Annotated in this window: 21 protein-coding genes; 15 read left to right on the top strand and 6 right to left on the bottom strand. The window is 37.0% G+C overall.

Annotated features, from left to right (window positions below):
- Window positions 1-189: 189 nt before the first annotated feature.
- From IW16_RS02510 to IW16_RS02530, 5 genes are all read left to right on the top strand, one after another.
- Window positions 190-1,389 carry an NTF2-like transpeptidase gene (locus IW16_RS02510; RefSeq protein ID WP_034739356.1) on the top strand — a complete coding sequence of 400 codons (1,200 nt, stop codon included), beginning with the start codon at window positions 190-192 and terminating at the stop codon, window positions 1,387-1,389.
- Entirely contained in the window at window positions 1,389-1,925 is a 537-nt protein-coding gene (locus IW16_RS02515) for an adenine phosphoribosyltransferase (protein WP_034739358.1), read from the top strand. The genes IW16_RS02510 and IW16_RS02515 overlap by 1 nt, the downstream gene beginning before the upstream one ends.
- Window positions 1,926-2,156: 231 nt before the next feature.
- Window positions 2,157-2,864 (top strand): YfgM family protein, encoded by a 708-nt coding sequence (locus tag IW16_RS02520; RefSeq protein ID WP_034739360.1) that lies wholly within the window; start codon window positions 2,157-2,159, stop codon window positions 2,862-2,864.
- A 3-nt stretch (window positions 2,865-2,867) separates the two neighbouring features.
- Window positions 2,868-3,386: a 6,7-dimethyl-8-ribityllumazine synthase gene (gene ribH / locus IW16_RS02525; RefSeq protein ID WP_034739362.1), complete on the top strand. Its 519-nt coding sequence runs from the start codon at window positions 2,868-2,870 to the stop codon at window positions 3,384-3,386.
- 226 nt (window positions 3,387-3,612) lie between these two features.
- A complete protein-coding gene (locus IW16_RS02530; RefSeq protein WP_034739364.1) occupies window positions 3,613-5,691 on the top strand; it encodes an LTA synthase family protein in 2,079 nt (692 codons plus the stop codon).
- Here IW16_RS02530 and IW16_RS02535 read toward each other — a convergent pair.
- The 3 genes from IW16_RS02535 to IW16_RS02545 are packed head-to-tail and all read right to left on the bottom strand — an operon-like array spanning window position 5,681 to window position 7,419.
- Window positions 5,681-6,808 (bottom strand): glutathionylspermidine synthase family protein, encoded by a 1,128-nt coding sequence (locus tag IW16_RS02535; protein ID WP_185116415.1) that lies wholly within the window; start codon window positions 6,806-6,808, stop codon window positions 5,681-5,683. The genes IW16_RS02530 and IW16_RS02535 overlap by 11 nt on opposite strands.
- Before the next feature lie 3 nt (window positions 6,809-6,811).
- On the bottom strand, window positions 6,812-7,138 hold the full coding sequence (locus tag IW16_RS02540) for a hypothetical protein (RefSeq protein ID WP_034739366.1): 327 nt from the start codon (window positions 7,136-7,138) through the stop codon (window positions 6,812-6,814).
- A complete protein-coding gene (locus IW16_RS02545; RefSeq protein ID WP_034739368.1) occupies window positions 7,138-7,419 on the bottom strand; it encodes a hypothetical protein in 282 nt (93 codons plus the stop codon). The genes IW16_RS02540 and IW16_RS02545 overlap by 1 nt, the downstream gene beginning before the upstream one ends.
- Before the next feature lie 207 nt (window positions 7,420-7,626).
- Between IW16_RS02545 and IW16_RS02550 the strand changes: the two genes are divergently transcribed.
- Window positions 7,627-8,499, top strand: coding sequence for a hypothetical protein (locus IW16_RS02550; RefSeq protein WP_131327826.1), 873 nt, complete (start codon window positions 7,627-7,629; stop codon window positions 8,497-8,499).
- Window positions 8,500-8,706: 207 nt separating this feature from the next.
- Window positions 8,707-9,564 (top strand): KPN_02809 family neutral zinc metallopeptidase, encoded by an 858-nt coding sequence (gene ypfJ, locus IW16_RS02555; RefSeq protein ID WP_034739373.1) that lies wholly within the window; start codon window positions 8,707-8,709, stop codon window positions 9,562-9,564.
- A 53-nt stretch (window positions 9,565-9,617) separates the two neighbouring features.
- Here the strand turns inward: ypfJ and IW16_RS02560 are convergent, their stop codons facing one another.
- Window positions 9,618-10,457, bottom strand: coding sequence for a GLPGLI family protein (locus IW16_RS02560; protein WP_034739376.1), 840 nt, complete (start codon window positions 10,455-10,457; stop codon window positions 9,618-9,620).
- A 145-nt stretch (window positions 10,458-10,602) separates the two neighbouring features.
- Here IW16_RS02560 and IW16_RS02565 point away from each other — a divergent pair, with 145 nt between their 5' ends.
- From IW16_RS02565 to sufD, 5 genes are all read left to right on the top strand, one after another.
- Window positions 10,603-10,932 (top strand): HesB/IscA family protein, encoded by a 330-nt coding sequence (locus IW16_RS02565; RefSeq protein ID WP_034739378.1) that lies wholly within the window; start codon window positions 10,603-10,605, stop codon window positions 10,930-10,932.
- Window positions 10,933-11,013: 81 nt separating this feature from the next.
- Complete coding sequence (gene sufB, locus IW16_RS02570; RefSeq protein WP_034739381.1) at window positions 11,014-12,462, top strand: Fe-S cluster assembly protein SufB; 1,449 nt, start codon at window positions 11,014-11,016, stop codon at window positions 12,460-12,462.
- A 6-nt stretch (window positions 12,463-12,468) separates the two neighbouring features.
- Window positions 12,469-12,969 carry a GNAT family N-acetyltransferase gene (locus tag IW16_RS02575; RefSeq protein ID WP_034739383.1) on the top strand — a complete coding sequence of 167 codons (501 nt, stop codon included), beginning with the start codon at window positions 12,469-12,471 and terminating at the stop codon, window positions 12,967-12,969.
- An 18-nt stretch (window positions 12,970-12,987) separates the two neighbouring features.
- Window positions 12,988-13,731: a Fe-S cluster assembly ATPase SufC gene (gene sufC, locus IW16_RS02580; RefSeq protein WP_034739385.1), complete on the top strand. Its 744-nt coding sequence runs from the start codon at window positions 12,988-12,990 to the stop codon at window positions 13,729-13,731.
- 116 nt (window positions 13,732-13,847) lie between these two features.
- Window positions 13,848-15,155: a Fe-S cluster assembly protein SufD gene (gene sufD, locus IW16_RS02585; protein WP_175550359.1), complete on the top strand. Its 1,308-nt coding sequence runs from the start codon at window positions 13,848-13,850 to the stop codon at window positions 15,153-15,155.
- A gap of 71 nt (window positions 15,156-15,226) precedes the next feature.
- On the opposite strand, the gene IW16_RS02590 is transcribed toward sufD, so the two are convergent.
- A complete protein-coding gene (locus IW16_RS02590) occupies window positions 15,227-16,147 on the bottom strand; it encodes a DUF3078 domain-containing protein (RefSeq protein ID WP_034739387.1) in 921 nt (306 codons plus the stop codon).
- Window positions 16,148-16,387: 240 nt separating this feature from the next.
- Window positions 16,388-17,314, bottom strand: coding sequence for a DUF3078 domain-containing protein (locus IW16_RS02595; RefSeq protein WP_034739389.1), 927 nt, complete (start codon window positions 17,312-17,314; stop codon window positions 16,388-16,390).
- Between the two features lie 258 nt (window positions 17,315-17,572).
- On the opposite strand from IW16_RS02595, the gene IW16_RS02600 reads away from it, so the two are divergent.
- The 3 genes from IW16_RS02600 to gdhA all read left to right on the top strand — a co-directional run bounded on the left by IW16_RS02600 (window position 17,573) and on the right by gdhA (window position 21,032).
- Window positions 17,573-18,340, top strand: a complete 768-nt coding sequence (locus IW16_RS02600; protein WP_034739391.1) for a rhomboid family intramembrane serine protease — start codon at window positions 17,573-17,575, stop codon at window positions 18,338-18,340.
- A gap of 33 nt (window positions 18,341-18,373) precedes the next feature.
- The gene (gene dprA, locus IW16_RS02605) at window positions 18,374-19,483 is read left to right on the top strand and encodes a DNA-processing protein DprA (protein WP_034739393.1); all 1,110 of its coding nucleotides are present in this window, start codon (window positions 18,374-18,376) and stop codon (window positions 19,481-19,483) included.
- A gap of 190 nt (window positions 19,484-19,673) precedes the next feature.
- Window positions 19,674-21,032 (top strand): NADP-specific glutamate dehydrogenase, encoded by a 1,359-nt coding sequence (gdhA, locus tag IW16_RS02610; RefSeq protein ID WP_034739395.1) that lies wholly within the window; start codon window positions 19,674-19,676, stop codon window positions 21,030-21,032.
- Window positions 21,033-21,209 lie beyond the last annotated feature (177 nt).

Below are 21,209 nucleotides of genomic sequence, written 5' to 3' on the forward strand. Positions count from 1 at the left end.
TCTTTTTTTATGGAATGATTGCTGAATGCTGACAGTTAAAAAATTACATTATTTGTACAACTCTGTGCAAATTATGATCGTTTTTCAATACACTATCATAAAATACTTTCTTCATCTAAAAAACACAAAACAAAAATAAAAACCAGCTATTATTAAAGGTTTTACTAAATTTGCAATAAACAAAATAAAATGAAAAAGTTTTCTTTTCTACTTGTTCTCAGTCTCTTGCTTTTTACAGCATGCAGAAAGGATCATGTAGATGCTACGAATACTAAAACGCTGCAGTCGAGTATCAACGATATGACTTCCAGCCTTTCAACAATTAAACAAATCAAATTTAATGAGGCTCTTTACATCTTAAAAACCTTCGGCGTAGAAGCAGACGGTGATGTAGAAGAACTTAAAGCCCTTGGAAAACTTATCGACGGAAAAAAAGTTCCTGAGATTCTGACATTGGCTGACGAAGTTGCACAGAAAAATGGTATTGAGTGGGCCAGTACATCCCCCCCTTCTCTTGGAGAAATGAATATATTCGGAGATGACAAAGCCAAAGAAACTGATGCTAATGACGTCAAAGCAGGTTCATTAAGCATTGTCACCAGACCTACTGGCGATGACGGAACGGGTGCACCTACAGCTATTCAGATCGTTCCCAGACTTGTAGATGCAGCAGGAAAGCCTGTGTCGTTTACCGGAGCCGGTTTAGAAGCTACTTTAGAAGTATTCAGTAATGGAGTAAAGCTTTCTACGGCTAAAAATCTTATGCAGGATAATAACTTCAAAGGATTTAACTTAAAATTCTCTTCAATTCCTGCCGCAAAAGTGGTAGATAATAAAATTGATATTACCGTTTCTGTGAAAACCACAGCAAAAACCTTTAAGATGTCAAAAGTTGGACTTGATGTCAATCCTTTAGCTCTAAAAGTTCCTGCGGCACCAAAGAATGATTCAACAGCAGTAACACAGGATCCAAGCGCTGTAATTGACCCTAATAATCCAACTACCGCACCCACAACATCTACAGATCCTACATCTCCTGCAACTACGCCTGCTCCTCCTAAGCAGCCGACAGCAGATCCAAAAAATACAGTAAGTAAGTTTTTAAACAGCGTAAGTTCTCAGAATCTTAAGGCAGCATATGATACTTCAAGCAACCCAAGTTGGGGAAGCTATGAGTCATTCTCCAATCCTACTTCAGGCTTTGGATCCGTGAAGAATGTAAGCGTAAAAAATATTACAACGAATGCCAATAACTCCAGTGGAGCAAGCGTAAACGCAACATACGATGTAACAGATAAGACCGGGAAAACAACATCACTAAAAGTAACCTTCGGACTTAAAAATGTAAATGGAGACTGGAAAATTTCCAGCTATAAAATAAACCCATAATGGCTTCACAAGAACTGATCAATAAACTAGAAGAAACCATTGAAAACTTTCCTGATTTTCCTATTCCGGGAATTCAGTTCAAAGATATTTCACCTATTTTTCTTAACCCGAAGCTTTATGAAGAAGTTATCGCAGATCTCACCGCTTTCAGTAAGGGTAAAGTAGATGCCGTTTGCGGAATAGAAAGCCGAGGTTATCTATTCGGAATCGCCATTGCAGTAGCATTGGAAGTTCCATTCATTCTGATTCGTAAAAAGGGGAAACTTCCTCCACCGATCATTTCAGAAAAGTATGATCTTGAATATGGAAGCGCAGAAATAGAAACGCGCGAAGGGCACATTAAAAAAGGACAGAGAATTCTTATCCACGATGACCTTCTCGCAACCGGAGGAACGACAGAGGCCGCTGCTAAGCTTGTAGAAAAGCAGGGAGCCACAGTTTCCCAGTTCAGCTTTCTGATCGGTCTAAAAGATCTTAAGGGCGAAGAAAAACTGAAGAAATTCGGGGCGGACGTATACAGCATCCTCGAATACTAAGTTTTTTGAAACAAAAAGAGAAGCGTTTTCTGAGCTACTTTGCAAATATTTGCTTGATTTCGAACTCACAAAACGATAAAAAAAATGCTATTACAGATATCACGCTGAACGAAATCGAAGCGTTTTTACGAATAACATTTGGCAATTCATAACATTTTCACAATAATACTTCAAAGTATTTTGTAAATCATTCAGAAACAATTAAATTTGCATTTCAATTTTTAAGAATTTATGGCAAAATTGGGAAAGAATGCTCAAAATGAGCAAGAAGGTAAAGAAACGGTTGAGTTCTTTAAAGACCTTGACAGAGAGGCTTTAAACACCGAAAGATTTCTTGAGAAATATTCAAAACAATTGGGTATTGTATTCGGGGTATTGGTTTTAGGCGTTTTAGGGTTCTTTGGATACAAACAGTTTATAGAGGCACCTAAAAATGTTGAAGCTGTAAAAAGTTTCCTTTCTGCTCAAAAAAAGCAGACTGAAGGAAAAGATAAAGAAGCATTAGGCGGAAAATCTGCAGCAAATCCAGGTTTTTCAGGAACATATAACGAATATTCCAACACGAAGATTGGTAAACTTTCTGCTTACAATGCGGGTTTACTGAAGTTCAAAGAAGGAAAATTCCAGGAAGCTTATGATCTTTTAGACAAATTTTCATCTGACAACAAAACATTGGTAGCAATGAAATTCGGTGCTATGGCAGATGCAAAATCAGGTCTTAACAAAAATGACGAAGCTCTGTCTCTATTAGACAAAGCAACAACTGCTTCCGATGATCCTTACACAATTTACTACTTCACAAGAAAAGCAGGTATTGTAGCATTAGGATTAAAGAAAAATGCAGAAGCTAAGAAATACTTCTCTGCAATTGACGAGAAATATCAGGACTACGATAACGGAATGTCTGATTCTTATATTGAAATGACTAAATATTTTTAAAAAATGGCAACAGTTAATCTTTCCGATTACAAGCCACTTCATATAACAAATGCCGAAGATTTTTCTATCGGCATTGTTTTTTCTGAGTGGAATGAATTTGTAACTTACAATCTTCGTGATGCAGCCCTGGAAATCCTTGAAAAGGAGGGCGTAAAACCAGAAAACATCAGACTATTCCCGGTTCCGGGTGCTTTTGAGCTTAACTATGCAAGTATGCAGCTTTGCAAAGAAAGAAAATACGATGCTGTGATTGCTATCGGATGCGTAATCCGTGGTGAGACCCCTCATTTCGATTTTGTATGCTCAGCAGTAGCACAGGGAATCAAAGACTGTAATGTCTTAACAGATACTCCTACTATTTTCTGTGTTTTGACAGATGACACAAAAGAACAGTCCATTGCAAGAAGCGGTGGTGATTTAGGAAATAAAGGTGTAGAGGCAGCGGTTACCGCTTTGAGAATGATCGATTTCAAAAAAAATCTTTCCAACAAAAAAGGAAACATCGGTTTCGGACATTCTTAATTCTTAATACATCTTAACAACACACAGGACTATTTTTCAATAGTCCTTTTTTTAGTGATAATCAGATTCCTCTATCCTTTTTCGAGAGATTTCTTAAATTACATAATACGTTAATTCTTCACTAATAATTCAAAAAAACTATAAGAGATATCATGTTTTTATTTTTTTTCACTAAAAGTTATATACAAAAACTATCTTTGTGGGAATTAATCTATACTTAATATACATGTTTCCAAGCAAAATAAAACCATTCTTGTATTTAGGGATCTTTTATCTTATTATTTCACTGATCGTTCGGACCGTATTCTTTTTTCATCCCATTACTACGGCCAGTTTCGGTTTTTTTGAAGTCTTAAAAGTTCTGTCTATCGGATTGCTGAATGATATTTTTGTTTTCACTCTGGCCAGTACCATTTTGGCAGTTTACTTTCTATTCCTGTCGGATTCCAAATACAAAAAGCCATACGGATATATCATTTTTGGAGCTCTTGTGCTCTTTTTTCTATACATCCTGCTTATTCCCAATAATATTTTCAACCAGTATGGGGGATCTATATCAGAAGTGGCTTTAACTTTCGTTGGAATCAAGACTCTTTTCTTTGGTCTGATGCTTTTTATTCCATCAAAGAGGATCAAAATCAGGAATGTATTATATTTCATCACCTTACTGCTCTATGTTCTTCTGATTATCTTTAATGCAGTCAGTGAATATTTCTTTTATAATGAGTTTGGGGTACGTTACAATTTTATTGCAGTCGATTATCTGATATATACCAACGAGGTTATTGGAAACATCATGGAAAGTTATCCTGTTGTTCCTTTGTTTTCGGCTATTCTTATAATTACTTTAGCGGTAACATGGTTTATTTATAAGAAAACCAAAGACGAACTTTTAGAACTTCCGAATTTTAAACAGAAAATGATCCTTGTAGGTACTTTTGCAGTGATGGCAGGCATCAGTATTTTCGGTATATCTTCATTAATGCAGATCAGGTCTGACAATGTTTTTGCAGACGAGATCGAAGACAACGGACTTCCAAAATTCTACTGGGCCTTTACCCACAACGAATTGGACTATTTCCAATTTTATCCGCAAATCGGCCAGCAGGATGCTGAAAAGAACTTTTTAAGCCAGTATTCCGAACCTTCATTATCAAGAAATATAACTTCAGAACAGCCTGAACTTAAGAAAAATGTTGTTTTAATCTCCATTGAGAGCCTATCTGCTGACTTTATGGAACATTATGGGGGCACCAAAAAGATCACTCCTTTCCTGGATAGCCTGGCAGACCGCTCCATGATGTTTACCAACCTGTATGCGACTGGAAACAGAACCGTAAGAGGACTTGAGGCACTAACATTATGTATTCCTCCTACTGCCGGAGAAAGCGTTATCAAAAGAGACGACAACAAAAATAAATTCACAACTGGCAGCGTATTCAAATCTAAAGGATATGATGTAAAATTCCTCTATGGGGGCTACAGTTATTTCGATAATATGCAGGACTTTTTCGCAGGAAACGGTTATGGTATTGTCGACAGAAATAATTTTAAACCGGAAGAAATCACCTTTGCCAATGTTTGGGGAGTTGCTGATGAAGATATGGCTAAAAAAGCAATACAGACCATGAACGCTGAAGCCAAATCCGGAAAACCATTTTTTAACCACTGGATGACGGTTTCCAACCACAGACCTTTTACCTATCCTGACGGAAGAATTGATATCCCCGGAACAGCAAAATCTCGTGACGGAGGTGTAAAATACACCGATTATTCACTTAAGATGTTCTTTGAAATGGCTAAAAAGCAGGATTGGTATAAAAACACAGTGTTTGTGATTATTGCTGATCACTGTGCTTCCAGCGCCGGAAAAACAGAACTTCCGATGGACAAATACAGAATTCCCGCTTTGATTTTCTCAGAAGGGTTTATTCAGCCTCAAAAGTTTGACAAGCTGATGTCGCAGATCGATATAATGCCAACCCTTTTTGGGCTGTTGAATTTCAATTATCAATCTAAATTTCTTGGTCAGGATGTATTTACAAAAGAATTCCAGCCAAAAGCCTATATCGCCACTTACCAGGATCTTGGTTTGGTAAAAGACGGACGTTTAACAATCATTTCACCTGTTAAAAAAGTGAAACAATATTCTTTACAGCTGGAATCCAGCAGTCTCGCTCCTGAATTCAAACTGTATTATGATGAGAAACTAATGAAAGATCCGGAGCAGAAACTTGTCAATGACGCTGTATCTGCTTACCAATCTACTTCATTCTGGCTTAAAGAAAAGAAACTTAACCGATAAGGTGAGGAACAAAACGGCTCTGGTTATTGGTGATCAGATGAACACTTTCTCTGATCCCAATGCCCGCAGGCTCCTGCCCTATTACCCAGCTTCCAATAACAGGATAGTTCCCTGCAAAATTAGGCAGGTCAAATAACTGCTGATAAATAAAACCTTCTTTACCATACACGCCATCATTCTGCTCAACAGGAATATTATTTTTGTGCAGAATCACATTAGCTCCTTCTCTTGAATAAATGGGCTTTTTAGCAAAATCTTTCAGATGCTTCGGTTCAAAATAAGACTCCAACAGATAGGGATGATTGGGATACATTTCCCAAAGAACCGGAAGGATAGCTTTGGATGAAAGTAAAATTTTCCATGCTGGCTCAATCCATTGGGATCTGAAACCGTTTTTAACGAGTTTTTCGCCAAAACCGTCCGCAAGAATCCATTCATAAGGATAAAGCTTGAAAATATATTCCATCACCGAACGGTCGCCAGCCACAAATTCTGAAATATCTTCTGCCCATCCAATATCCTGAACCGGAATAAACTCAGTATCGAAACCAGCCTGTGAAGCACAGTCACGCATATATTCTACATTGGTAACATCTTCAATATTGGTAAGTGATGCAAAGTAAATATGATGCGGATTCATATAATTTTTCAGATGCTTCCAGTACGCAATCAGCTTCTCATGAATAGAATTAAACTGATCTTTATATGGAAATTGCTCCTGCAGCCAATACCACTGTATGACCGAACCTTCATATAACGAAGTCGGCGTATCAGCATTGAACTCCAGTAATTTCAAATTCTTCCCGTCAAAACCAAAATCAAATCTTCCATAAATGGAGGGATGATCCTCTTCCCAGCTTGCAATAATATAGCTCCTGAACCATTCAGGAATATTGAATTTTTCCCAAAGATTTTTTTCAATAATATAATCTACAGCTTCCAGACACATTTGCCAGAGCTCAGCCGTTGCACTTTCGATGGTATTAATTTCTTCTCCGGTAAACTGATAGTAATGACTTTCATCCCAATAAAGTCCTTCCAGCGAATGATATCCGAACCCTAGATTTTCAAGTTTATGCTGCCAGTTTCTTCTAAACTGTGATTGAATTCTCTCCATAACTTATGATGATGCACTGAAACCACTTTTCCCTAATTGGCCTCTTACTACATTTCCTTTGTAATTATTTCTTCCGATATTGGATTTATTGCTAATTGCATCACTGTAGTAACCCGCCTTCTGATAGGACCCATAGCTGTAAGCTCCATACGGTCTGAATGCATGATACAGAAGAATTCCTGCCATAAAACCGTGTGTTCTTGTATAAGAGGCTGTCGTATCAGATCTCATATATACTTTCTTCTCTCCGCTATTTTTTGGTTTTTCCTGAGAACAGGCCGCTAATATACCTGTCACAAAAAGCAATTTTATAGAACTCGACTTTTTCATTATTGCACCGTTATAAAAAATTCGTAGTCTTTTTTCGTTTTGGCAATATGGCTGGAACCGTCACTGTCTTCTCCTCCTACAAGAGTATCTCCAAGACTAGGAATAGTATCTTTTTTTATAATTTCTTTAAAAAGCGTCTTATTCTTCCATATTTTATGCTTAGTGATGAGAACATCGGCGGTATCCAAATGTTCAACAGAAAGTTCTGTTTCAATAGAACCACTCTTGTCAACACTGTTCACTTCATCTTCTTTCTCTTTTTTACATGCTGTAAATGCCATTATTCCAATTGATAACAGGCAAAGTTTAATTTTTTTCACGAAGGCTGTAATTTTTCACAAAAATAGTAATTTACTAATGATATTATTTTAAATCATCCGTTTTATAAAAAATATGCTCACATAAAAATCACTACATAATGATATTTTTTATATTTGAAAAAAATAATGCTTTTACCATTCAGCGTTTCTCATGAAAGACCTAAAAAAATGAAATATTCATATTTAAGTAAAACGATTTTTCCTTTTCTCTTATTTTCTTTTGCAATCCTATCTGCTCAAAAGATCATCATTATCAATAATGCCGGTGAATCTATCAATGTAAAATCCGGCAAAAAAGAAATAACCATAAACGGCAATGATAAAAAAGAGTTTTCAGAGACAAAAAGGATTTCGATCAGTGGTCCGAAAGATCTGAACAGATTTATAAATATATTTCTTGAACCATCAGATCAATTGGTGATAGCTGTAGAAAAGAATACTACAATTCATTACTCCGGAGATCAGGCATCCCTTCATCAATACATCAATGAACAACTCAATATCGACACTTTTGGAAGTATAAACCTCTATGAAAATGCGGGAAATAATAAAAAAGCAGGGGAACTAAAAAATATTTCAGAATTACTGCTTGTCAATATTATGAAAAAAGCCAATCTGAGGAATATTCTTATTACTCAGAACGATAAAGATTCAACTAAAAGACTAAAAAATCATATTAAATATAGCTGGCTTAATACCCTGTTTCCTTCAATTGGCAGAGCAGATATGGATTTCAGAAAAGAAGTTATAAATTATTATTTCAAGAAATATATCGAACCAGATATTGAAAAATACAGTTGTGGTAATTCTCTGCAATATAATGTGCTTGAAATTTTAGCCAAAAACAAAGATATATTACAAGCTAAGCTTCCAGTGTATCCTATTGTTGAACATACGGACGCTGATAACATCAATCAGTATCTTCCCCAAAATTGTCAAAAGCAATACTTCCGTAATAAATACAACTATCTTGAGCATATCAATGGTCACAGCAAAGCGTATTATAAAAAGGTTCTAAAAGAAAAATTCAATGATGAATAAATCAAATCTTAATGTATAAATTTTAGAAAGTTATCAGACATTCACTTTACTTATAAAACCCATGGTGCAGACAGCAGACAGGTCAATGCAAATGGGGAAAGCATCATTAAAAAATAATAACTGTCCGGATAAAGACATTCATGTTGTAAGATTTTATCTGTTGTAACATTTAAATTTATAAATTTACGATACAAAAATGATATTCTTATGAAATGGACAGACGACAGAGGCGGAAACGTTGACGACCGCCGTGGTTCTGGTGGCAGCGGAGGCATGGTTGTAGGAGGTGGACTCGGAACTTTGATTATTGCTGCAATTATTTTCTTTTTAGGAGGCGATCCTTCGGGCATTCTGAGCTCGGGCAGTGTGCAATCTTCCGGAAGCGGACAACAACGGGAACTTACTGCCGAAGATAAGCAAATTGGACAAATGGTAGACATGATGGGCAAATGGAACATCCTTACCTGGGACCAGATCTTTAAAGAAAACGGCATGACATACCGTGAACCGCAAATTGTTCTTTTTGAAGATACAACGCACTCCGATTGCGGAACTGCTCAGTCTGCTATGGGACCATTCTATTGTCCTGCAGACCAGAAAGTATATATGGACATGAGATTTTTCAATGAATTGCAAGAGAAGTTCGGAGCTAAGGTAACAGAATTTACGGTCGCTTATGTTCTGGCACATGAAGTTGGCCATCACGTACAAACCCTTCTTGGAACAACACAAAAAGTAGATCAGCTAAGAAGAAGCGGAAGGTATTCTGAAGCAGAAATGAACAGAGTTTCTGTGGCAACTGAACTTCAGGCAGATTTTTATGCGGGAGTATGGGCAAAAAGAACCAACGATACAAAAGGTATTCTTGAGCCCGGGGATATAGAAGCTGCGATAGATGCAGCTCAGGCTGTTGGTGATGACAATATTCAGAAAAGATCTCAAGGCTACGTCAATCAGGAAAGCTTTACCCATGGATCTTCGGCTCAACGTAAAGAATGGTTTATGAAAGGCTACAATACAGGAGATATTAAGCAGGGAGATACTTTCAACCAGCTATTGAAATAATACTTTTAAATGTAATTAAAAACCCCTGAAGAAATTTCTTCAGGGGTTATTTTTTATTCCAGTTCTATTGGATTACTATTTCTTTTGGCTTCATCTTTTGCTCTTTCTTCCATTCTTTTTCTCATATCTGCAGGATTCTGATTTCCTCCTCGTCCTCCACCAGCCGGTCTGGGAGGCGCAGGAAATCCACCACCGCTCTGCATAAATGACATAGGATCGCTTTTATACTTTGCCTGTTGCTTCAGATAATCCGTCCTTTTTACTTTTACAGTATTTCCAAACTGATTCTGAGCAGGGATTTCTGCAATTTTGTAATTTTTCATAAGGTCAAAAGAATATTCTCCTTTATCATCTTCTACTTTAACGATCAGCCCGGGAAGTCCTCCGAATTTATACGGTCCGTCCTGATAAGGCAGATCGGTCGTAAACCAGGCTGTCCATTTCCGCCCGGCAAAATCGCTGGTTGCTTTCTGAACTTTATATTCTCCTATCTTCGTCGTTTCAGAAGACATCTTCCAGTTCAAAGGGCGGTCTTCGTCATACACATAAATGTCTCTTCCTATTCTGTCTTTATAAGATATTTTCTGGCTGGACTTGTCTTTTTCGATAGAATAATTGATATTGCTCCTAAAACTTTCGAGCTGCTCTCTATTAATTGAGCCTCTTCCTCCTCCACCCTGAAATGCTTTCTGCAAGGTAGAATCTCTTTTGTATCTGTTTTCAGAATAAAAAAGTGATTTTTCTGCGGAAATATCCAAATATGCATTTTCAGTTTTAATATCGCTTTTATTTTCCGCGTCAGGTTTCATCGTTACCTGATAAACAAACCTATTGTATTGTGCAGAAATATGCTGGATAAACAGCATTAGAGCAATGATGCTTAATTTTTTCATTGTAGAATAAATTTATTGTTTGGATTTCAAAAGGTTAACAAAGTTAAGCCATCAATAATAAAAATCGATAAAATAAAAATGCTGATTTTTATATCCTGATTTTTGTTCGTATTTTTGCATCATTAAATCATTCTAAATAAATACAATGATAAAAGTATCAGACCAAGCAAAGGCAAAAGCCATCCAACTTATGTCGGAAGATGGTTTCAACCCTGCTGAAGATTATATAAGAGTAGGGGTAAAAAGTGGAGGATGTTCTGGTTTAGAGTATGTTTTGGGATTTGACAATCAAAAAACAGACACAGATCAAGTTTTTGAAGACAATGACGTTAAAATTATTGTTGAGAAAAAGTCTATCCTTTATTTAGCAGGAACAATTCTTGAATATTCAGGAGGATTAAACGGAAAGGGGTTTGTTTTCAACAATCCTAATGCATCCAGAACGTGTGGTTGTGGAGAGAGTTTTTCTTTATAATTAGAAGTTAGAAACGAGAAGTTAGACATTGGCACCATGCTAAAACTAACATCTAAAACCTAACATCTAAAATCTATTAAAATGAGTAAATACACTGAAGACGACTTAAGAGTTGATCTTGAAAATAAAAAATATGAATTCGGGTGGGAAACGAAGATCGATTATGAAGATTTCCCAATCGGACTGAATGAGGATATCGTTCGTGCCATCTCTGCTAAAAAAGAAGAGCCGGAATGGATGACAGAATGGCGATTGGAATCTTTCAGAATTTGGCTTAAGATGACAGAACCTACCTGGGCCAATATTAAATATGAAAAGCCTGATTTTCAAGCAATCCGTTACTATGCTGCACCAAAAGCAAGACCTGAACTAGACAGTCTTGATGAAGTAGACCCTGAATTATTGAAGACTTTTGCAAAATTAGGAATCAATATCGAGGAACAAAAAAGACTTTCAGGAGTTGCTGTAGACATTGTCATAGACTCTGTTTCTGTTAAAACTACATTTCAGGATACCTTGATGGAAAAAGGAATTATCTTCTGTTCTATTTCAGAAGCAATTAAAAACCATCCTGATTTAGTAAGAAAATATCTTGGAAAAGTAGTTCCGAGAGGAGATAATTTTTATTCAGCACTGAATTCCGCAGTATTTTCTGACGGTAGCTTCTGTTATATTCCAAAAGGTGTAAGATGCCCAATGGAACTTTCTACCTATTTCCGTATCAACCAGGCAGGAACAGGACAGTTTGAAAGAACACTTGTCATCGCTGACGAAGGAAGTTATGTTTCTTACCTTGAAGGATGTACAGCACCGTCAAGAGACGAAAACCAGCTTCATGCAGCTGTTGTTGAATTGATCGCTATGGATAATGCTGAGATCAAGTACTCAACGGTTCAGAACTGGTACCCAGGAAATGAAGAAGGAAAAGGAGGGGTTTTCAATTTCGTAACCAAAAGAGGTTTGTGTGAAACGAAAGCAAAAATCTCATGGACTCAGGTTGAAACAGGTTCTGCTGTAACCTGGAAATATCCTTCATGTATCTTAAAAGGTGACGGAGCTATCGGTGAGTTCTACTCTATCGCAGTGACGAACAACCATCAGTATGCAGATACAGGAACAAAAATGATCCACATCGGGAAAAATACAAGATCAACGATCATTTCAAAAGGAATTTCCGCAGGAAAATCTCAAAATTCATACAGAGGTCTGGTAAAAGTAATGCCTTCTGCAAAAGGAGCAAGAAACTTTTCACAGTGTGACTCTCTGTTGATGGGTAATGAATGTGGTGCACATACTTTCCCTTATATTGAAATCAAAGATCCTACTGCCCAATTGGAACACGAAGCAACAACTTCGAAAATTGGAGAAGATCAGATCTTCTACTGCAACCAGAGAGGAATCAATACGGAAAAAGCAATTGCTTTGATCGTAAATGGTTTCAGTAAAGAAGTATTGAATAAACTTCCAATGGAATTTGCCATTGAAGCACAAAAATTATTAGAGATCTCTCTAGAGGGATCTGTTGGATAATTGATTATGGAAACTGAAAGTTTAATTTTAAGAAGACCCGAAAAAGATGATTTTGAAAGGTTTTTTGAAATTAACAAAGATCCACAAACTAATCTTTATAACCCAAGTGGACCGATGAATTCTGCAAAAGCAGAAAACACATTCAAAAGAATGCTGGAACACTGGGATCAATATAATTTTGGAGGTTGGACTATTATAGCAAAAGAAAACAAAAGCATTATAGGTTTTGGAGGCTTGAGCTATAAAATGTATGGAGAAGAAGAAAAACTAAATCTTGGATATCGCTTAGCTGTGGAAGCATGGGGAAAAGGATATGCAACAGAGTTTACAAAGAAAGCTATAGACTTTGGATTTACTGGTATGGGTAAAGAAGAAATATTTGGAATTGTTCGTCCGGATAATATAGCTTCTATTAAAGTTTTGGAAAAGGCAGGTATGACGCAGATAGGAAAGCTAAGTGATGTTCCTGGTCAGCCTGAAAGTTTAGTATATAGAATTCAAAAATAATTTGTTTAGCAAATAAAAATGTTAGAAATAAAAAACTTGCACGCCAGAATTGAAGACGGCGCAGAAATTTTAAAAGGTATTAATCTTGAAATAAAGCCGGGCGAAGTTCATGCGATCATGGGACCGAACGGAGCTGGAAAATCTACTCTTTCTTCAGTAATTGCAGGAAAAGAGGAATATGAAGTAACAGATGGAGACATTCTTTTTGAGGGAGAAAACATTAGTGAATACGCTCCTGAAGAAAGAGCACATAAAGGGATTTTCCTTTCTTTCCAGTATCCAGTAGAAATTCCGGGAGTTTCTGTAACCAACTTTATCAAGGCTGCTTTAAACGAAACGAGAAAGGCAAACGGATTGGCAGAAATGCCTGCAAAAGAAATGCTTGCTATGATCCGGGAAAAATCTGAGCAATTAGGTATAAAAAAAGATTTCCTTTCAAGATCACTCAACGAAGGATTCTCCGGAGGTGAAAAGAAAAGAAACGAAATTTTCCAGATGATGATGCTTAACCCGAAACTGGCGATTCTGGATGAAACAGATTCAGGGCTTGATATCGATGCATTGAGAATTGTTGCAGATGGTGTCAACCAATTTAAAAACGAAGGGAATGCGGTTCTTTTGATTACTCACTATCAGAGATTGCTTAACTATATCCAGCCAGACTTTGTTCACGTTCTTGCCAATGGAAAAATCATCAAAACAGGTGATAAATCTCTTGCATTAGAATTGGAAGAAAAAGGCTACGACTGGCTTCTTAACTAAGAAGAAAATTTTTCAGCCGGGATTTTATCAATCCTTTCTGGAGATGCGGAAAACCCGCAATACATAATATTATTTTTAAATATATAAAATAAGGTGTGATGGCCGAAATATCAGTAATGGCTTTATACGATCAGATTATTGACAATCACGGTGAATTTTTGGAGAGTCTTCGTCACAGATTTCTGGACGAACAGAGAATAGCTGCTCTTCAAAATTTCGAAAACTTAGGTTTTCCGACAAAAAAAGACGAAGAATATAAATATACCAGCATAAAGGAGATCACAGAGAAAAATTATAATTTTTTCCCTAAAGAAAGTCACAATATCACCAGAGAACAGCTGGATCAGCTGCACCTGGGTGAAGAAAATTTTGACTGGATCGTTTTTGTGAATGGTAAACTGCATAAGGAACTTTCAAAAGTTTCTATTGAGAACGTAGAATTTCTTTCATTCAACTATGCTTTGAATGATGAGAAACACAAAGAAGTATTTGATAAGTATTTTAATACTATCGCTTCTAAGGATACAGCTTTCACCAATTTAAACCTTGCTTACTGCAAATATGGTTTCTTCCTGAAAGTCCCTAAAAATGTTGTTATCGAAAAACCGATCCACGTTTTTTATATTTCTCAAAATCAGGAAGAAAATACTTGTTATAATACAAGAAACTTACTGATTGTAGAAGAAGGGGCTAAAGTAGAGATCATCGAAAGTCACCACAATTTCGACAGTACTTATGTGCTTACCAATTCTGTGACGGAGATCTTTACATATCCTAATGCAAAAGCAGACTGGCATAAACTTCAGAATGACAACAATACGTCATATCTGGTAGACAGTACTTTCGCAAGACAGGAAAAGGACAGCTTAACAACTGTAAATACATTCACTTTCGGAGGGAAGCTTGTAAGAAACAATCTGGATTTTATTCATAACGGAAGCAATATCAATTCTTTTATGAACGGAATTACAATCATTGGGAAAGATCAGCTTGTGGATCACCATACGGCTGTTCATCACAATTTCCCGAACTGTGAAAGCTACCAAAACTATAAAGGTATTTATGACGGAAATGCCCATGGAGTTTTCAATGGAAAGGTGTTTGTTAATAAGATTGCTCAGAAAACAAATGCTTACCAGCAGAACAATAATGTCTTGCTAAGTGAAGGGGCTACTATTGATACCAAACCGCAGCTGGAGATCTTTGCAGATGATGTAAAATGTTCTCACGGTTGTACAGTAGGTCAGCTGAATGAAGATGCACTGTTCTATTTAAGAGCAAGAGGTATTTCCAAGAAAGAAGCTCAGGCATTACTTTTATATGCCTTTGCCAATGACGCAATGCAAAATATTGACATTGAACCGCTTAAAGAAAAAATTTCGAAACTTTTAGCTGAAAAGTTAAAAGTGGATCTAGAGTTTTAAGACTTATATAAATTGATACCCAAAAAAGCACTTCCATAAGAAGTGCTTTTTTATTGATACATGATTTAGGATTATTTCAGCCACGACTGATTATCTTTCTTATCAGAGCGTTTCTTTCCATTATCAATATTATACGCAAAACCTACTCCTAAAGTCTGTTTAAGCTGTGTTTTTTGGATCTGGTTGTGATCATACATCAGATCCAGTGTAATATTTGTTGAAATAAACTTATTGATCTTCATGTTAAGAATTCCACTGTATCCAAGTACCAGATGGTCTGGTTTATCAAGATAATTCGAAAATACAGAAGCTGAATTGGTCAGATTGATATTCTCCATAATTTTGACCTTGTATATGGCTGTACCCAGGAAACCGAATTGGAAGAGAGAAGAATCTCCATTATTTTTCAGTCCATATGTTCCTGCTGTCTGAAGATCTTCATCCAGAACAAAGGTTACCCTCGCATTGGCAGGACGAAGCGTCACTGTAAAATTATCATTGGGACGGTAGGTAACCCCAACCCCCACATTGAGGTATCCAGGAGCCATGAAATTGGAGATTTTTTTTGCGTCAGGATTATTTCCGTCCTCATAACCTCCTGCAAATTGGGTCTGAAGACCTATCCCTCCGGAAAGGTACCAGTTCTTGGCAAATTCACGCCCATAATTAGTCGAGATATTAATTACATCCTGAGTTTTTCTTGTTCCGATTCCTTTTGTATTATTCTGTCCATAGCCAAGAATAATAATGTTTTCCCAAAGGTCTTTACCTTTTTCATAGGTGAGATTGTAATTAACTCCGGCAAGCCAGCCAACATTGTTGGCTCCTCCACCGACCCAGTTAGAAAATGCGGCCTGATTGAGCATTAATGTATTCTGCCCCTGGATAGACCAGGCTTTCACAGTATCTGCTGCCGCAGCATCAGGTTTGGCCTCCTGAGCCATTGTGCTTATTCCAATAGATATGGAAAGGGCTAATAAAAGTTTTTTCATAAGTAAGGATTTTTCGGTATAAAAATATACATATAATTTTTGTTAAAAAACTAATCACTTAGCTTTGAAATATTAAAATTATTATTTAATACATTAAAAATCTGCCATATATCCCGAAAACATTGTTTAAAACAAGCGTTTTTGAACTTATAATTACTTAAAAAATCTTTTATAAAAGCAAGCAACAACAAGAAAGCACTTCATCATGAAGTGCTTTCTTATTAAAAAAAATAATATGATCTATTTTTTAATCCACCACTGGCTGTCTTTACGATCGGAACGTTTTACACCATTATTTAAAATATAGGCGAATCCTATACCCAAAGTTTGTTTCATCTGTGTTTTTTGGACCTGGTTATGATCATACAGAAGATCCAATGTGACATTGGAGGAAATAAACTTATTGACCTTAAAGTTTAAAGCTGCCCCGTAAGCAAGAACAAGTCTCTCAGGATGATCCAGATAATTAGAGAAAACAGAAGCAGTATTCGTAATATGGACATTCTCCATAAGCTTGACTTTATACAGTGCTGTTCCCAGAAAACCGAACTGCAGCAGCGAAGTATCACCGTCGTTTTTCAAACCATAGCTTCCTGCATACTGAAGTTCTTTGTCTAAAACAAAGGTCCATCTGGCGTTGGTAGGTCGCATTGTTACCGTCAGATTGTCATTGGGTCTGTAGGTGATCCCCATACCGACGTTAAGGTAGCCGGGAGCCATAAAATTGGATATCTTTTTTGCAGCAGGATTATTTCCATCTTCATATCCGGCGGCAAACTGTGACTGAATACCTGCTCCTAAAGAAAAATACCAACTTTGAGAAAATTTACGTCCGTAATTGGTTGATACATTGATAACGTCCTGTGTTTTTCTTACACCAAGTCCCTTAGTATCATTCTGTCCATAATCCAGAGCAATAATGTTTTCCCAGAGGTCGTTGTCTTTCTCATAGGTGATATTGTAATTCACTCCGGCAAGCCATCCTACATTGTTGGCACCACCACCCGCCCAGTTTGAAAAGGCGGCCTGATTGATCATTAAACTGTTTTTTCCTAATACTGACCAGTATTTTATCGTATCCACGACTACTGAATCTTTTTTCAATTCTTCTTGTGCACTTGCATAGATCCCCATAGAAAAGGAAAGAATCAATAAAATCTTCTTCATTATTTTACATGATTTTCATTACAAAAATATTAATATAATTTTTTTTAAAGCAAATCTTATCTTATAAAAAAGCTTAAACTCAATTAATTTTCACTTCAACTACCAAAAACAAGCCACTTTAACAAATTCAGGGTCAAAATATTACCCCTTTTATTATAAAATGAGAACCTTTTGTCCTAAAATAGATGTCCCTTTCTACAATTCATCGCCAAATTTTCCGACATTTATTGTTGGCTTTTGATTTGACGTAACCTCCACATGCTTAAAAATATAATTTCCAAAAGAGCTGTTATAACTCCATTGCTGATGCTTTCAGCGATGTGGTTCGGCTATTTTCTGCAGATGCAGGGCTTTTTTCAAAGCTGTTTTGGGGCCATTATACCATTGCTACCGGAAGGTTTGCTGGGAGTCATTACATCTCCCCTTCTGCACGGAAACATGGATCATATAATAGGAAATTCTATACCCATAGCGGTTCTCCTGTTTCTTTTATATCAGTTTTATCCGTTGGTCGCCAATAAAGTATTCATTATCGGCTGGCTGGCGACAGGTCTGCTCGTCTGGATGCTTCCTCCTATTGACATTCTCACCGGAGACTATATATATACCTGCACTATCGGAGCCAGCGGTGTGGTATACGTACTGGCATTTTTCCTGTTTTTCAGTGGTGTTTTCAAATGGAATATGAAACTTCTTACAATATCACTTCTTGTCGTTTTATACTATGGGAGTTTGATTTGGGGTATGTTTCCGGAAGAATTATTTTATAATCTTCAGGAGCCGAGCAAGATTTCATGGCAGGCCCATCTTTCAGGAGCCGTAGTGGGAAGCATCATCGCTTTTGCCTTTAAGAATGTCGGTGAAAGAAAAAAGAAGTATATCTGGGAATTTCCCAATTACTACAGCGAAAAAGATGATAAGCTTTGGCAGGAATATAAAGAAAACCATCCTGATGACTTTCTGGAACTGCCTTATAAAAAAAGAGACGATATTTGGGATCATTTGGATGAATTGCGAAAGAAATAAAACTAATTTTATTACTTTTGAAAAAAAGCACACATGATCACCGAAGAACATTTATACGCAATCGCTCTCCGCGAATGCAGCCTGATTGGCGACATCAATTTTCACAAACTTGTACGTGCCTTCGAAAGTCCCCAGGAGGCTTGGAAACATGCAAAAAAAGACTACAGCAAAACCGATGGTATAGGTAGAAAAACAGTGTCTGATATTGGCAACGAAGACTATCTCAAATTTGCAGAAAGAGAATTAAAGTTCTGCGAGAAAAACGACATCAGCATCCATCTGAGATACCGTAACGAGCTTCCCCACCTGCTTAATGAATGTGATGATGCTCCTGCCATTCTTTATCAAAAAGGAAGCATCGACTATTCTTTACAGAAGGTCAGTATTGTTGGAACCCGCAACATGACTTCATATGGCAAACATTTTATTGGAGATTTCATGGAAGCCACAAAGTCTTCCGAATACCTATCTGTAAGCGGATTAGCTCTCGGAGTTGATAAAGAAGTACACGAACAGTCCATTCAGTATAAAATCCCTACAGTAGCTGTACTGGCCCATGGATTTCAGACACTCTATCCCTCTAAAAACAGGAAGCTGTCCGAAAGAATTCTGGAGGAAGGAGGCGTCTTGCTAAGTGAATTCAACTCATCCCGAAAACCGGACCGGGAAAATTTCATTCAAAGAAACAGAATTATAGCAGGCCTTTCACCTGCAACCATAGTAGTGGAAACGGCATTTGGAGGCGGATCTATAAGTACTGCGGCCTTTGCGAATGACTATAACCGTGATGTTTTTGCTCTTCCCGGAAAGATCACTGATCCATACAGCCAGGGGTGTAATCAACTGGTTTTCCAGAACAAAGCATCAGCGATTTCTACGGTAAAAGATCTTATTGATTCACTAGGATTCAATCACTCAAAAGAGCACGTTGCGGAGCTGTTCCCATATAGTGAAATAAACATACAACTTACTGAAAATCAAAAAGCGATATATCAGTCTATCAAAGCCCATCCTCAAGTATCTCTGGATGATCTGGCACAGATGATTTCAATCTCTCCGTATAAAATTCTACCGGTAATTTTGGAATTAGAGCTTTTGGGGAAAGTAAAATCATTTTCCGGGAGGCAATTTACCGCAATTTAAGAATTAACGATTTCTTAATATTGCATTATTTGAGTCTTAACCTTTAATTTTTAACAAGATTTGATATCAAATTATTAATTTAATAATATTTCGGGACATTATTATTTAATTTTCAGCAATGTTGAAATACGGTATTGTGAATCTTGAAAAAAAAATTAAATTTGTTGACAATAATATTCAACCCTAATATATGGAACAATATAATATTGACCAGAAAATCCAGGAGTTTATTGCCAAGATTGAAGCAAAAAATCCTAATGAACCAGAATTTTTACAAGCCGTAAAAGAAGTAGCTGTGACTGTAATTCCGTTTATTATGACCAAAAAGGAATACACAGGAATGAAGCTTCTAGAAAGAATGGCTGAACCTGAAAGAGTTATAATTTTCAGAGTTCCATGGGTTGATGACAAAGGAGAGATCCAGGTAAACAGAGGCTTCAGAATCCAAATGAACTCTGCGATCGGACCATACAAAGGAGGGATTCGTTTCCACCCTACTGTAAACCTTTCAGTTCTTAAATTCTTAGCTTTCGAGCAGGTATTTAAAAACTCATTGACGACTCTTCCAATGGGAGGAGGTAAAGGAGGATCAGATTTTGACCCACAAGGAAAATCTGATATGGAAGTAATGCGTTTCTGCCAGGCATTCATGACTGAATTATGCAAGCATATCGGTCCTGAAACAGACGTACCTGCAGGAGACATTGGTGTAGGAGCAAGAGAAATCGGATATCTTTTCGGACAATACAAAAAAGTAAGAAACGAATTTACCGGAGTACTTACTGGAAAAGGTCTTGCCTACGGAGGTTCACTGATCCGTCCTGAAGCTACAGGTTATGGCGTTGTATACTTCGCAGAGCAGATGCTTAAGACGATCAATGAAACTTTTAAAGATAAGATTGTAAGTGTATCAGGTTTCGGAAATGTAGCATGGGGAGTAATCAAGAAGGCTACTGAGCTTGGTGCTAAAGTAGTAACGATTTCTGGTCCTGATGGATACATCTATGATAAAGACGGTATCAGCGGAGAAAAGATCGATTATCTATTAGAATTGAGATCTTCCGGAAACAACAGAGCTGAAGACTATGCTAAAAAATATCCTTCTGCTGAATTCCATGCCGGAAAACGTCCTTGGGAAGTTAAATGTGATGTAGCATTCCCTTCTGCAACTCAAAACGAACTGGATCTTGAAGATGCTAAAGTTTTGGTAGAAAACGGATGTGTTTGCGTTACTGAAGCGGCTAATATGCCTTCTACTTTAGATGCAATCAATTATTTCCTAGACAATAAAATATTATTCTCGCCTGGTAAGGCTTCCAACGCTGGAGGTGTTGCTACTTCAGGTCTTGAGATGACACAGAATTCTATCCGTCTTAACTGGACTTCTGAAGAAGTTGATGCAAGGCTGAAAGAAATCATGATCGGAATCCACAAGGCTTGTAGAGATTACGGAAAAGATGAAAATGGCTACGTAAACTACGTGAAAGGAGCCAATATCGCCGGATTCGTAAAGGTTGCGGAAGCAATGTTAGCTCAGGGAGTGGTATAAAAATAAATAAAGGTTGGGTATATTCCCAGCCTTTTTTGATAAAGCCTGTTCCCGGGATAATGGGAAAAAAGTAAAAAGTGAAAGGAGAAAGCGCAGTACATCTACTGCGCTTTTTTTATTTTTCTGGAATGTAAAAAATACTTTCTTGTGAACATTCAGATGATAAATTCTCTCTGT

Origin of the sequence: Chryseobacterium vrystaatense (genome assembly GCF_000737765.1) — a bacterium.
Lineage (GTDB): Bacteria > Bacteroidota > Bacteroidia > Flavobacteriales > Weeksellaceae > Chryseobacterium > Chryseobacterium vrystaatense.